This is a genomic window from Ancylobacter sp. 3268, assembly GCF_031456575.1.
Lineage (GTDB): Bacteria > Pseudomonadota > Alphaproteobacteria > Rhizobiales > Xanthobacteraceae > Ancylobacter.
Genome location: NZ_JAVDUX010000037.1, coordinates 1 through 13,895 on the forward strand (window position 1 = coordinate 1; position 13,895 = coordinate 13,895).

Below are 13,895 nucleotides of genomic sequence, written 5' to 3' on the forward strand. Positions count from 1 at the left end.
GCCATCCTGTCCCTGAAGCCCTGCCAATCAAGCCAGGCCGAAAGGCCCACTATGCATTAGAGTCAAACCGGACCACTCAATAGGGGCAGGCTATCGACCGAGATCTATCCCTCGCCTTACAGTTCAGCGGTATCAGCAGAGATCATCGTAACATCCTGCTCTCCGAGACGGATATGCCGGCTCACATCCAAGCAGCTCATACTGAATATGAGGATGGGTTGACCGACGAGATGGTGGCGGATCCGCGCTATTCTTATCGCGTCGCCTACATCGAGCAGGCCGTGAACTCGCGAGGGAAGGCGGATCAAGTCGTTGAGTTTCTACGTCCGGGCACTGAGAAGGGTGACCATGTTCGACTGGCGTTGAAAGAAGTCGAAAAACCGAAGCTTAAGCCGGGCCAGATCGTCTCTCTGATGAGAGAGGAGGGCTATCCTCGCTTCAATTTGCATCATCATACCCAGCTTTGGCAGACGGCGGACGCTAAGGCTCCAGGCAAAGCATTTGGGACGACTCTGGCTGATGGCGCTTGGTATTGGTACCCAGCGTGGGTCGACCAAGTGCGAGCGCATGTGCAGGCAAATGGAGATCGATATGGACCAGGGCCAGCTGGGTGAAGAAATCGAGCGCCTTCGCGATGCGCATGATCAGTGTACTGCGATACCCAAAATAGCCGCCGTTTGCCGCCCAAATGCCGCCGAAACCCGCCGATAGCCGCATAGTGCGGAGTATCTGTATAATAATCAGAGGTTTATGATGATCTCATAGTGCTCATCTTCGTTGGGCGCGGCCCGCCACCTTGATCGAAGACGCCAATTTTAAGAACGTAATGCCGTCAAAGGCCGCCGATTTCACTCCACAGCCCGAACAAAATGTACCGAACTTACGATGCGATAGCGCTCTCGCGTCGCCGATACTTTAATTAGCGGAGGGTAAGCGGACCTCCCCGAGTTTGAGGGCAGAGTCAATGTGTCCAGCCGAAATCTCTGAATGGCCATCGATAAGTACTAGAATTTCGCCGACCTCAGGCGGAGAGAATTGCCGATCACGCTCACCGACGAGAGCGCCATGGCCGCCGCGGCGATGATCGGCGACAGCAGCAGGCCGAAGGTCGGATAGAGGACACCGGCAGCCACCGGCACACCGGCGGCGTTGTAGATGAAGGCGAAGACGAGGTTCTGGCGGATGTTCGCCATGGTCGCCTCGGAGAGACGGCGCGCCTTGACGATGCCGGTGAGGTCGCCCTTGAGCAGGGTCACTCCGGCGCTCTCGATAGCGACGTCGGTTCCCGAGCCCATCGCAATTCCGACATCGGCGGCAGCGAGTGCCGGAGCGTCGTTCACCCCGTCGCCCGCCATGGCAACCACCTTGCCCTGCGCCTTCAGCCGCTCCACCACGGCCGCCTTCTGATCGGGCAGCACGTCGGCCACGACCTCGTCAATGCCGAGCCGGCGTGCCACGGCCTCGGCGGTCGTGCGGTTGTCGCCGGTCAGCATGACGATGCGGATCCCGTCCGCATTCAGCGCATCGAGCGCCGCCCGCGTCGTCGCCTTGACCGGGTCGGAGACTGCGAAGATGCCGGCGACCTGTGCGTCGACGCCGATATAGATCGCCGTCGCCCCATTATGGCGTAGCGCGTCGGCCTGCTCGGCCAGTGCTGAGGCATCGACACCGCTCTCCTTCAGGAAAGCAGCGTTGCCGAGCACGATGCGCCGGCCCTCGACCGTTCCGAGGGCGCCTTTGCCGGTCGGCGAATCGAAGTCGGCGACCGTCGCCGCGACGATCTCCCGCTTCTCCGCGGCCGCGACGATCGCCAGCGCCAGCGGGTGCTCTGACGCCTTTTCGACGCTGGCTGCGAGACGCAGAATTTCGTTTTCGGAGAAGCCCGCGGCCGGGACGATCCCTGTCACGGCCGGCTTGCCTTCGGTCAGAGTGCCCGTCTTGTCGACCACCAGCGTGTCGACCTTCTCCATGCGCTCGAGGGCCTCGGCGTTCTTGATCAGAACGCCCGCGCCTGCGCCCTTGCCGACGCCGACCATGATCGACATGGGCGTGGCGAGGCCGAGTGCGCACGGACAGGCAATGATCAGGACCGAGACAGCGGCGATCAGCCCGTGTGCGAGGCGCGGCTCCGGTCCCCAGACGCCCCAGGCCGCGAAGGCCGTGATCGCAATTATGATGACCGCGGGCACGAACCATCCGGAGACTTGGTCGGCCATGCGCTGGATCGGCGCGCGCGAGCGCTGCGCGTCCGCGACCATCTGCACGATCCGGGACAGCATGGTGTCGCGGCCGACCTTCTCGGCACGGATCACGAGTGCGCCCGTCTGGTTCAGCGTGCCGCCCACGACGGTGTCCCCTTCGCCGCGCGTCACCGGCATGGATTCACCTGTCACCATGGACTCGTCGAGCGACGAGCGACCCTGCTCGACGCTGCCGTCGACAGGGACAGTTTCTCCGGGTCGCACCCGCAGCCTGTCGCCGATCGCCACGAGTTCGACCGGAACGTCCTCCTCCGTACCGTCGCCGGCGATCCGGCGGGCGGTCTTGGGCGCCAGGTTGAGCAGCGCTTTGATCGCCCCGGAGGTCTGCTCGCGGGCACGCAATTCCAGCACCTGGCCGAGAAGGACTAGCACTGTGATGACGGCGGCAGCCTCGAAGTACACCGCGACGGTGCCATCCGCTGCCCGAAACGCCGCCGGGAAAACGCTTGGGGCCAGAGTCGCGACCACGCTGTAGGTCCAGGCGACGCCGGTGCCCATCGCGATCAGTGTGAACATGTTAAGGCTGCGGTTGACCAGCGACGCCCAAGCCCGCTCGAAGAAGGGCCAACCCGCCCAAAGCACCACAGGTGTCGCGAGCAGAAGCTGAACCCAAACCGAGACCTGTCCCGGCACAAGATGATGCAGGGCTGGGATCAGGTGCGAGCCCATCTCCAGAACGAAGACCGGAAACGCCAGCACGAGGCTGATCCAGAAGCGGCGCGTCATGTCGGCCAGCTCGGGACTGGGGCCGCTCGCGGCGGTCGCGATCAGCGGTTCCAGCGCCATCCCACAGATCGGGCAGCTTCCCGGTCCGTCGCGGCGGATCTCGGGATGCATCGGGCAGGTCCAGACGGTCCCTTCAGGCATGGGCCCGGTCGGGTGCAGCACTGCGTACCCGTGGTGATGCGCAAGACTGCCGGCATGGGCGTGATGGTGCCCGTGGTCATGCCCATCATGACCGAGACCCGTATGTGACCCGCCGTGATCATGGGCGTCGTGCGCAGGTGCCGCCGCCATGGCATAGTGCTCGGGAGACGCCTCAAACTTCGCCTTGCACCCGGCCGAGCAGAACGAATAGGTGCGGCCTTCGTGTGTGGCGTGGTGCTCGGCGGCAGCCGGGTCAACGCTCATGCCGCAGACCGGGTCACTCTCGCCGCTGTCGCCACTGCGTCCGGGGTCGTCGCCCACCATATCAGATTTCATCCGACGTCCTTCCGTTCGCCCGCCGGTCGGAGGCAGGCGCAATTTTCATAGGGCACCTTCTGCAGCTGGTATCAGGACCCTCGTCCGAGTGGCGCTTTTTCCGTCGACGGAAAGAGGAGGGGGCCGAATCAAACGGGCCATCCTTCTTCATCGACATTACTCCAACACGGGTATATACACCTTCCATGGCTCGTTGCTACTGCTCCATGCTGCGCTCGGCGACCCGCAAGATCGGCTCGGTCTATGACCGCGCTCTCGCGCCGCTCGGCATCAACATCGCCCAATACTCTCTGCTGCGGTCCGTCGAACGCCTCCAGCCCGTCAGCCTGACCGAGCTCGCCCGCACCGCCGAGCTCGATCGCTCGACGATCGGCCGAAATGTCCGGGTCTTGGAGCGTCTTGGTCTGGTGGCGTTGGAGCGGGGTGAGGACGATCATCGGGAGGCGGCCGTCAACCTCACGGCCCGTGGAGCGGAGACGCTCGATGTTGCCGGCCCTCTGTGGGAGGACTGTCAGCGCAGCATCGAGACACAACTCGGCCCCGTAAGAGTGACCGCGCTACAGGAAATCCTGCGCGTGATCTGATTTTTTTGCCCTAGAGCGGGCATCTACCCGTGTTTGGAGGCGCTCGTGATAGGACAGACGCCAAATCCCTCTCCCTCGACGCCGCTCGCGGACCGTTTCGCCGCGCGGGGCATCCATTACGGATGGGTGGTCGTCGCCGTCACCTTCCTCACAATGATGGTGGGCGCGAGCGCGGTCGGCGCGCCCGGCGTCCTGATCGGCCCGCTGCAAAGGGAGTATGGCTGGTCCGTCGCGGAAATCTCCGCCGCCTTCGCGGTGCGCTTTCTGCTGTTCGGCGCAGTCGGGCCGTTCGCGGCCGCCCTCCTCAACCGCTTCGGCGTCAAGCGCATCTGCGTCTTTGCGCTGGTTCTCATCGCTGCTGGCGTGGTTGGCTCCTTCTGGATGATTGGCCTCTGGCAGCTCTTCCTGCTGTGGGGGGTCGTGGTCGGTCTCGGCACCGGCTTCACCGCAATGGTGCTCGGCGCGACGGTCGCCACACGCTGGTTCGTGGCGCGCCGTGGACTGGTCGTCGGCCTGCTGAGCGCCAGTGTCGCGACCGGCCAAGTGCTGTTCCTGCCCGCCTTCGCCGCACTGTCCGAGGCCTGGGGATGGCGGCTCGCTTTGGGGTTGCTTCTGGCGATGCTCGCGCTGGCCACGCTCCTCGTGCTGTTGCTGATGCGGGACAGGCCCGCGGATGTCGGACTGCTCCCCTATGGTGCGACAGAAGCGCCGGCCGAAGCCCCGCAGAGCATGTCCTGGCTGGAGAGCCTGATCGCGCCGATCCGCGTCCTCGGCGAGGCATCGCGTTCCGGCGCCTTCTGGGTCCTTTTCGGTACCTTCTTCATCTGCGGCGCCACCACGACGGGGCTTGTGCAAACCCACCTCGTCTCGATTTGCGGCGACTTCGGGATTGCGGCTGTAACGGCGGCAGGAATGCTGGCGGCCATCGGCGCGTTCAACTTCATCGGCACGATCGGCTCGGGCTGGCTGACGGACCGCTTCGACAGCCGCTGGCTGCTGTTCTGGTACTACGTGCTGCGCGGGCTCTCGTTGCTCTATCTGCCCTTCACCGATTTCGGGCTCTACGAGCTCACCCTGTTCACCGTCTTCTACGGCCTAGACTGGCTGGCGACCGTGCCGCCCACCGTCAAGCTGGCGGCCGAGAGGTTTGGACCGAACGCGACCATTGTCTTTGGCTGGATCTTCTTCGGCCATCAGATCGGCTCCGCCGTCGCGGCCTATGGGGCCGGACTGACGCGCGACATCTACTTCACCTATCTCCCCGTCTTCTTCGCCGCCGGCGCGCTCTGCCTGTTCGCGGCCCTCGCAGTCTTCGCCCTGCGCAAAGTGCGGAGCCAGGCTTCGGCCGTCACAGCATGACGCAGTTTTTCGTTCGATACAGGAAGCCAAAGACGTGAAGTACAAGACATTCGGCAAGACGGGTCTCAGGGTCTCGCAGGTCGCGCTCGGAACCGGCAATTTCGGTATGGGCTGGGGCTACGGCGCCGATCCCGACACGAGCAAGGCAGTCTTCGACGCCTATGTCGAAGCGGGCGGCAACTTCATCGACACGGCCGACATCTATCAGTTCGGTCAGTCCGAAGAGGTTCTCGGCTCCCTGCTCGAGGGGCGGCGCGAGAACTTCGTGCTGGCCACCAAATTCACCAACGGCGCCGTGCCCAACGCCGACCGGCTTGTCACCGGCAACAGCCGCAAGGCCTTGGTCGCCTCGGTCGAGGGCAGCCTCAAGCGACTGAAGACCGACCGGATCGATATCCTCTGGGCTCACCATCCCGACGGCGTGACCCCGGCCGAGGAGATCGTCCGTGGCTTTGAGGACCTCGCCCGTGCCGGCAAGATTCTCTATGCGGGGCTGTCGAACTTCCCCGCCTGGCGGCTCGCCCGCGCGGTCACGCTTGCGGAGTTGGCCAGGGCGGTTCCGATCGCCGCGGCGCAGTTCGAGCACAGCCTGGTACATCGTGAGCCCGAGGCCGACCTCTTCCCGGCCTCCTATGCGCTCGGGCTCGGCATCGTGACCTGGTCGCCGCTTGGCGGTGGCATGCTGACGGGCAAGTACCGGCAGGGCGAGAAGGGCCGCGCCGAGGGTTTTGGCGGCAGGGTATTCCAGCCGGAGAACAGCGCGCAGCGCACGGCCGTGCTCGACGCCGTTCTCGCCGTCGCTGGCGAACTCGATGTCAGCCCCGATCAGGTCGCCATCGCCTGGGCCGGCACCCATGGCGCGGTCCCGATCATCGGCCCGCGCTCGCTGACCCAGCTTTCCAGCAATCTGGGCGCGCTCACCGTCGAGCTCACCGCCGATCAACTCGAGCGGCTCGACGCCGTCAGCGCCATCGTACCCGCATCGTCAGCCAGAAGGCCCATCCCGTGGTCGGAGGGCGGCGCCGTCCCGAACCTCGTGGCCTGATCGCGCCGCCCAGACCGCCCAGAAACAGGAGACCAGCTCATGAGCACCACCGACATCATCCTCGCCCATCCGGTTCGCACCGCCATCGGCGCCTATAACGGCACGCTGAAAGGCGTGCCCGCCACCGAGCTCGGAGCGATCGCCGTGAAGGAAACGCTCAAGCGCGCCGGCCTGTCCGGCGAGGACATCGGCACCGTGGTCATGGGCAACGTCATCCAGGCCGGCAACCGGATGAACCCGGCGCGGCAGGCGGCGCTCGGCGGCGGCCTGCCGGTGTCCGTGCCGGCGCTGACGGTCAATCGCGTCTGCGGCTCCGGCGCACAGGCGATCCTCAGCGCCGCGCTGGAGATCGCCGCGGGCGCAAGCCATGCTGCCATCGCCGGCGGAATGGAGAACATGGACCGCGCGCCTTACCTCATGGATGGCGGGCGCTGGGGCTACCGCATGGGTCCGGCCCAGATCCTCGACAGCATGCTGACGGACGGGCTCAACGACGCCTTCTCTGGTGAGCACTCCGGCTGGCACACCGAAGACCTCGTCACCCAGCTCCAGATCACGCGCGAGGCGCAGGACGCCTTCGCGGCGCGCTCGCAGCAACGCTTTGCAGCCGCCCGCGACGCCGGGAGGTTCGCGAGCGAGATCGTGCCGGTCGAGATCAAGGGCCGCAAAGGCACAGAAATCTTCGACACCGACGAGGCGCCGCGCCCCGATACGACGGCAGAGACGCTCGCCAGGCTGAAACCCGCCTTCCGCAAGGAGGGGACGATCACCGCCGGCAACGCGCCCGGCCTGAACAGCGCCGCCGCTGCGATGATCGTCGCCGAGCGCGGCTTCGCCGAGACCAGGGGCATCGAACCGTTCGCCCGTCTGGCGGGCTTCGGGGTCGCCGCCGTCGAGCCGGGTCTGTTCGGCCTCGGACCCGTTCCCGCCGTGCGCAAGGCGCTCGACCGCGCCGGCTGGACGCTCTGCGACATCCAGCGGATCGAGATCAACGAGGCCTTCGCGGCCGTGCCGCTCGCGATCATCAAGGAGCTCGGGCTGCCCGAGGACATCGTCAATGTCGAAGGCGGCGCCGTCGCCCATGGCCATCCCATCGGTGCGACAGGAGCTATCCTGACCACGCGTCTCCTTTACTCGATGAAGCGCGACGGGCTGTCGAAGGGCATCGTCACGCTGTGCATCGGCGGCGGCCAGGGCATCGCGCTCGCGCTCGAAGCGCTCTGATTTCGCAGGGAGAGGATCATCAGTGCCCGTCTTCAACGCCCATCTTCCCGCTGGCCGCTTCTCCAGCAACCAGAAGCGCGCTCTTGCCGATGCACTCAACCAGTCCCTCGTCCAGGGCCTCGGCATTCCGGAGGACGACCGCTTCGTCATCCTGAGCGAGCACGGCCCGGATGAACTCTTCATCCACCCGACCTTCTTCGGCATGGAGCGCGATCCGGCCAATGCGATGATCGTCACCGTGATGATCGGGGCCCATCGCCCGCTGGACGACAAGCGCAAGCTGGTCGCCGCCATCAACCGGCTCGTCGTCGAAGCCGTCGGCATCTCGCCGGACGATATTTTTGTAACGCTGATCCCGATCCCGAACGAGAACTTCTCGTTCGGCCGGGGCGAACTGCAATTGGCCGAAGGCGCTCCGCGCTGGTAGGCGCGGCACTCGTCTCAGACCGAGCCGATAGGAAGAGGAAGATCGCATGAGCGCATCGGGACTTTTGAATCGTCGCGTGCTTCTGGCCTCCAGACCGGAGGGCGCACCCAGGCCTGAGAACTTCCGCGCCGAGGAGAAACCGGCGCCCGATCCGGGCGAAGGCGAAATCCTGCTCAAGACGCTCTATCTCTCGCTCGACCCGTATATGCGCGGCCGAATGAGCGCCGCGAAGTCCTACGCCAGGTCGGTCGAAGTCGGTGATGTCATGGAGGGCGGCACTGTCGCGCAGGTGCTTCAGTCGCGCCATTCCGGCTTCGCTGTCGGCGACATCGTCCTCTCCTATTCCGGTTGGCAGAGCTACGCGATCTCCGACGGCAGCGGCCTGCGCAAGCTCGACCCCTCGCAGGCGCCGATCACCACCGCGCTCGGCGTTCTCGGCATGCCCGGCTTCACCGCCTATTCGGGCTTACTGACGATCGGGCATCCCAAAGCGGGAGAGACCGTCGTCGTCGCGGCGGCCAGCGGCCCGGTCGGCTCGCTGGTCGGGCAGCTCGCCCGGATCAAGGGGGCGCGCGCCGTCGGCATCGCCGGTGGACCCGACAAATGTGCCTTCGTGCGCGACGAGCTCGGCTTCGACGCCGTGGTCGATCATCGCTCGGCCGACTTCGCCGGTGAGCTCGCTGCAGCCTGCCCGAAGGGGATCGACGTCTATTTTGAGAATGTCGGCGGAAAGGTGTGGGACGGCGTCTTCCCGCTCCTCAACGACTTCGCCCGCATTCCCGTCTGCGGTCTGATCGCCCAGTACAACGACACCGGAGACAGCTTTCCGGGCCCCGACCGACTGCCCGCATTGATGCGCGCAGTCCTGACCAGGAGCCTCCTCCTGCGCGGGTTCATCCAGCGCGAGTTCGTCGGCCAGTATCCGGACTTCCTGCGCGACGTCTCCGCATGGATCGCCTCGGGCGAGGTCCGCTACCGCGAAGACATTGTCGACGGCCTCGACAATGCGCCCTCCGCCTTCATCGGCCTGCTCGAGGGCCGGAACTTCGGAAAGCTTGTGGTCCGCGTCGGCGAGGCTGACTGACGGCGATCGAGGATCGAGCTCGGCAAGGGATGTGGGAGGAAACGAGATGACATCGACTGCGGAGCCGAACGGCGTAGCCATCCGCGGCAGTATCCTGATCGCCGGTGTCGGCTCGACGGACGGCCTTGGCGCGGCGATCGCGCGACGGTTCGGGCACGAGGGCTATCCGGTCGTGATCGCCGGGCGCAATGCCGTGAAACTCGAGGCGACCCGGTCTCGACTGGACACCGATGGCATCACGGTCCGCGCCCTATCGGGCGATGTAGCGAACCAGGACGATGTGAAGCGTTTTGTCGCCGCCGCCGAGGAGCTGGCGCCGCTCGCGGTCGCCGTCCACAACGCCGGTAGCAATCGTCCCGCGCCGTTTCTCGAACTGGCGCAGGAGGAATTCGAGGTCCACTGGCGCGAACATGCGCTGGGTGGCTACCACCTGGCGCGCGCGGCGTTGCCCGCGCTGCTCGCCCGTCAGGATCGCGACGAGCCCTTCAGCCATGGGCAGAGCCTGATCTTCACTGGCGCGAGCGGCAGCCTTCGCAGCAAGGCCAACTACGCGCCGTTCAGCGCCGCCAAGGGCGCGCTGCGCAACCTCTCCCAGTCGCTGGCGCGCGAGTTCGGCCCTTGGGGCGTGCATGTCGCGCATGTGGTGATCGATGGCGGGATTGCCGGCGAGCGCCTGCTGTCGAAGCGCCCGGAATTGCAGGACAGCCGCGGCCCGGATGGCCTTCTCAACATCGATGCCATCGCCGAGGCCTACTGGACCCTCCACCATCAGCATCGCAGCGCCTGGACGCAGGAGCTGGATCTGCGGCCGTGGTCGGAGAGCTTCTGAGGTCAGGCCATCCGGGCCACATGCCCGATCACGAACGACACTATGGAGTCCGAGCGATGAAGCACTTTCTCTGCAAGTACATACCGCCACGCGCGGATTTCCTGTCGACACTGAACGACGAGGAAAAGCAGTGGATGGCGAAGCACAGCGACTTTCTGAATGAACTGCTCGGTCAGGGAACGATCATCGCCCATGGTCCGGTCATCGATCCGTCCGGCGTCTATGGCGTCTCGCTGTTCCGCATAGAGGACGATGGGGATATCGCTGCCATCACCGCGGCCGATCCCATCGTCCAGCAGGGGATCGGCCATTACGAGCATTTTCCAATGCTCCATATCCGATCGAAGGGCTAGCCGACGCTGCGACACTGTCGGCTGATAGCTCATCGGTCGCCAAACGGCAGCACGCCGCCGACCGACCTATTGGTGTCCTATTCGGTCTTCCGGCGATTCTGCTTTTCATAGACTTGCAGATGGCAGAAGGCCGTGCGCAAAAGCGGCACATCGAGCCCGTGGCGCTCGGCCCGGTCCAGCATATCGCCGACGATCGCATCCGCCTCGATGCGATGCGCGCCCTGGGCAATGTCGCGCATCATGGAGGCCGCCCAGCCCGAGCCCCTGTCGAGCAGTCGCGCCTCCAGCTTCTCTACGTCGGCGGTAGAGAGCGCGATCCCCTCGGCCTGTGCCACGTTGCGGCATTCGGACATGGCTTGCCGCATGAGGCGTTCGCCGTCCCGGCTCGCCAGAATGTCCGCGACGGTGCCGCGCATCAGGCAGTTCATCATGGCGCCTGACGCCAGCATCACCCATTTGTTCCAGAGCGCATGGACGATGTCGGACGCGTGGCTGCGAAGCCCGGCCGATCTTGCGAACAAGGCATGTAGAGCGGCCGCCTGGGGCTCGCCCGCAGCGGAGCGGGCGCCGACGACCACGACATCGTTCGTCCCGGCATGGCGGTTCACACCGTCGCTTCCGAGCGTCACCGCGATATAGGCAACTCCGCCGAGCACGCGGTCCCGACCGAACTCGGCATCCAGACGATCATAGACTCCAAGGCCATTAAGAAACGGCAGGATGACGCTGTCGGGCCCGACCGCGGGCCGGATGTCCTGAATGGCGGCGTCGAGATCATACGCCTTGCAGGACAGGACGATGACGTCGAACGGTGTTTTCAATTCGTCGCTGGAGATCGAATTGACCGGACCGTCGAAATCGCCCAGATCGCTGCGCACGCTCAAGCCGTCAGCGTCGAGGCGGGCGCGTCTTCCCGGCCGCACGAGAAAGGTGACGTCGGCGCCCGCTTGCAGGAACCTGGAGCCGTAATAGCCGCCGATCGCGCCGGCGCCGACGATCAGAATCCTCATCTGCCTATCCTCCATTCCCATTGGTCGAGAGCGACGCGTACGCGTCGTCCTACGCCGCTATTGCCTGCGATGCTTGAACCAGCTTCCCGACGCGACCGCCCAGAAGACGCAGGCGCCGTAGAGGGCCATCGCGACCGCGCCGAGGGCAAAGAACACGGTCAGCGATCCCGTCAGCGCCAGCGCGGCCCAGCCCACGCCCGCGTAGAGCGTCAGACGCGTCGCCCCCGCCAGCAGCGGCCATTTCAGCCGGCCGGCGCCCTGCGATGCGAAATAGAGCGAGAAGCCCATGGCGAAGAAGCCGTAGAACGGGCCGACGATCCGCAGATAATGCGCGCCCGTCTCGACAAGATGAGCGTCCGTTCCGAACAGCCGGAGCCACGCCTCCGGCCAGATCGCTGCCGCCAGCCCGACACATGAGCCGATCACGAAGGCGATCAGGCCACCTCTGACCGCGATGTCACGCGCCCGCTGCGGCTGGCCGGCACCGATATTCGCGCCGACCAGCGCGACCATCGGAGCGCCGAGGCCGAAGGCGACCGGGATCAGCAGATACTCCAGCCGGGCGGCCGTGGCATAGCCCGCCAGGGCCTCGGTGCCGGCATAGGCGCCGACAATCGCCGCCGTGGAGGCGATCAGCCCGTTCGTTATCAGGGGATTGAGGCAAGCAAGGCCGCCGACGACGAGAATGCTGCGCATCGGGCTCCAGCGCAGCGGTCCGGCGCGAAGCCGAGCGACATTGCGCCCGCTCATGCAGTACCAGCCGAGCGTGGCAGCGCCAGCGACCTGATAGAGCACCATCGCCCAGGCACCGCCGGCGACCCCGAGCGCCGGGATGGGGCCGAAGCCGAAGATCAGCGCCGCGCAGACCGGGACCAGAAGCACCGCTCCGCCGCAGATCACCGCGCCCGGGACCAGCATGTTGCCCGTCCCACGAATCACGCTCGCCAGAGCGCTCATCAGCCACAGGGGAACGAGGCCGAGGAAGATCACCTGTCCGTATTCATGGGCGGCGGCGAGCGCTGCGCCTTCGGCGCCGAGCAGACGGAACAACGGATCGCTGAACAGGAGCAGCAGGATGGTGAATGCCAAGCCGATACTGCCGCTCAGCACGGTCGCGTGACGCGCCAGGTCGTCCGCCAGCGCCCCATTGCCGGAGCCCAGTGCCCGCGCCACGGCCGCGGAGATGCCGCCACCCATAGCGCCCTGCGACATGTTCTGCATGAGCATCAGTACGGGCACGACGACGGCGACACCGGCGAGCACATCGGTTCCGAGCTTGGCCAGCAGCCAGATCTCGACGAGGCCTGTCGATGCCAGCGCCAACATCATCAGGACGTTCGGCCAGCTCATCCGCAGCAGCGTCGGCACGATCGCGCCATGCAGCATACCGTGAAGACGCGGATTGGCCTTGGCCGACACCGCGGCGGCCTCAATCGACGACACCTGCGTCATGTGCACGACGGGCCATGGGGCATCGGTCAGCTCCCGGTTTAGTAGCATATGCACGTATATCTCGACGCATTTGCGTGCATATGCCAATATCAGTCAACCGGCTCCGTGCCCGATTTTGAGAAGCTCGCGGTATTATTGAGCTCGCACCGCCCTGAGGGAGCCTGGGATGACGGCCAAGCACATGAAAGATCCGCTGGTCTGCAATGGCGCGGCGCTACGCAAGGCCACGCGCCGCATCACGCAGCTATACGACACGGTCCTCGCTCCGTGCGGACTCTCTGTCTCGCAGCGCTCGGTGCTCGTGCATATCGCGCGGGCCGGAGAGCCGACGATGACCGAGCTGGCGCAGTCGATGGTGCTCGACCGTTCGGCCCTCGCTCATAACCTCAAGCCTCTCCAGCGGGACGGATACGTCGTCGTGCGCCGAGACGAGGCGGACGGCCGCAGCCGCCGCGTCGCATTGACCGAACTTGGCAGGGAGAAGCTCGATGAGGCTCTCCCCCTCTGGCGCTCCGCTCAGGACCGCTTCGAGGCGATCTACGGCGTCGACAGGGCCGCGGAGCTACGCCTCGCCCTTGCGGAAATCTTCTCGGACGACTTCGCGGCAGCGTTCACGCGGCCGGGAGCGCGAAGCTAGCGTCATCTTGGGCAAAGTGTCGTTCACGCCGGCACGCCGGATATCATTTCCGCAAGCGCCACGAGCTTGCTGTCGAGACCGCGGGCTGCCCACGCAAGCTGATCATTGTCGATGAATGACATCAGCGTCGACGGCAGATTGTAGGAGACGCGCGTCCTGCCATCCGGATCCTCATGGATCGACAGGCGCACCGGCACATCGAGCCCGGCGGCGATAGCGTGCTGGAGCATGGTCCAGGCGATCAAGGGATTGCCGAGAACGATCATCAGGGCCTTTGCCGGCCGCCCCATGACAGCGAGCCACTTCCCGTGATCGATCACGCTGAAGCGCATTAAGAGCGCCTAACAAAACCGTTTGTTAACCATGTCGGCTTGAGTTTGGCTTCATGGTGAAGAAGCTGCTTCCGGATGATTTGTGGGCGGAGATC

General features: G+C 65.4%; 14 protein-coding genes. 10 read left to right on the top strand and 4 right to left on the bottom strand.

The annotated features are described in order from the left end of the window. The first annotated feature begins 173 nt into the window (after positions 1-173). Entirely contained in the window at positions 174-614 is a 441-nt protein-coding gene (locus J2X65_RS26385) for a hypothetical protein (protein WP_310208324.1), read from the top strand. A gap of 390 nt (positions 615-1,004) precedes the next feature. On the opposite strand, the gene J2X65_RS26390 is transcribed toward J2X65_RS26385, so the two are convergent. Further along, positions 1,005-3,452, bottom strand: coding sequence for a heavy metal translocating P-type ATPase (locus J2X65_RS26390; RefSeq protein WP_310208326.1), 2,448 nt, complete (start codon positions 3,450-3,452; stop codon positions 1,005-1,007). A gap of 218 nt (positions 3,453-3,670) precedes the next feature. Here J2X65_RS26390 and J2X65_RS26395 point away from each other — a divergent pair, with 218 nt between their 5' ends. From J2X65_RS26395 to J2X65_RS26430, 8 genes are read left to right on the top strand one after another with little or no spacing between them, the layout of a single operon-like run. Continuing rightward, positions 3,671-4,048 (top strand): MarR family transcriptional regulator, encoded by a 378-nt coding sequence (locus tag J2X65_RS26395; RefSeq protein WP_310208329.1) that lies wholly within the window; start codon positions 3,671-3,673, stop codon positions 4,046-4,048. Positions 4,049-4,081: 33 nt separating this feature from the next. Then, on the top strand, positions 4,082-5,407 hold the full coding sequence (locus J2X65_RS26400) for an MFS transporter (RefSeq protein ID WP_404977801.1): 1,326 nt from the start codon (positions 4,082-4,084) through the stop codon (positions 5,405-5,407). A gap of 34 nt (positions 5,408-5,441) precedes the next feature. Beyond that, entirely contained in the window at positions 5,442-6,452 is a 1,011-nt protein-coding gene (locus J2X65_RS26405) for an aldo/keto reductase (RefSeq protein ID WP_310208333.1), read from the top strand. A gap of 39 nt (positions 6,453-6,491) precedes the next feature. Continuing rightward, positions 6,492-7,676, top strand: a complete 1,185-nt coding sequence (locus J2X65_RS26410) for an acetyl-CoA C-acyltransferase (RefSeq protein ID WP_310208336.1) — start codon at positions 6,492-6,494, stop codon at positions 7,674-7,676. A 22-nt stretch (positions 7,677-7,698) separates the two neighbouring features. Beyond that, positions 7,699-8,103, top strand: coding sequence for a tautomerase family protein (locus J2X65_RS26415; protein WP_310208339.1), 405 nt, complete (start codon positions 7,699-7,701; stop codon positions 8,101-8,103). 46 nt (positions 8,104-8,149) lie between these two features. Continuing rightward, positions 8,150-9,187 carry an NADP-dependent oxidoreductase gene (locus tag J2X65_RS26420; RefSeq protein ID WP_310208340.1) on the top strand — a complete coding sequence of 346 codons (1,038 nt, stop codon included), beginning with the start codon at positions 8,150-8,152 and terminating at the stop codon, positions 9,185-9,187. A gap of 46 nt (positions 9,188-9,233) precedes the next feature. Beyond that, positions 9,234-10,016, top strand: a complete 783-nt coding sequence (locus tag J2X65_RS26425; RefSeq protein WP_310208343.1) for an SDR family NAD(P)-dependent oxidoreductase — start codon at positions 9,234-9,236, stop codon at positions 10,014-10,016. Positions 10,017-10,072: 56 nt separating this feature from the next. Further along, positions 10,073-10,369 carry a YciI family protein gene (locus J2X65_RS26430; protein WP_310208346.1) on the top strand — a complete coding sequence of 99 codons (297 nt, stop codon included), beginning with the start codon at positions 10,073-10,075 and terminating at the stop codon, positions 10,367-10,369. Between the two features lie 77 nt (positions 10,370-10,446). Here the strand turns inward: J2X65_RS26430 and J2X65_RS26435 are convergent, their stop codons facing one another. After that, positions 10,447-11,379, bottom strand: a complete 933-nt coding sequence (locus J2X65_RS26435; RefSeq protein WP_310208349.1) for a ketopantoate reductase family protein — start codon at positions 11,377-11,379, stop codon at positions 10,447-10,449. A 57-nt stretch (positions 11,380-11,436) separates the two neighbouring features. Next, entirely contained in the window at positions 11,437-12,831 is a 1,395-nt protein-coding gene (locus tag J2X65_RS26440; RefSeq protein WP_310208362.1) for an MATE family efflux transporter, read from the bottom strand. Between the two features lie 166 nt (positions 12,832-12,997). Between J2X65_RS26440 and J2X65_RS26445 the strand changes: the two genes are divergently transcribed. After that, positions 12,998-13,468, top strand: coding sequence for a MarR family winged helix-turn-helix transcriptional regulator (locus tag J2X65_RS26445; protein ID WP_310208352.1), 471 nt, complete (start codon positions 12,998-13,000; stop codon positions 13,466-13,468). A 23-nt stretch (positions 13,469-13,491) separates the two neighbouring features. Here J2X65_RS26445 and J2X65_RS26450 read toward each other — a convergent pair whose 3' ends face one another. After that, positions 13,492-13,800, bottom strand: a complete 309-nt coding sequence (locus J2X65_RS26450) for a DUF302 domain-containing protein (RefSeq protein ID WP_310208355.1) — start codon at positions 13,798-13,800, stop codon at positions 13,492-13,494. Positions 13,801-13,895: the final 95 nt, after the last annotated feature.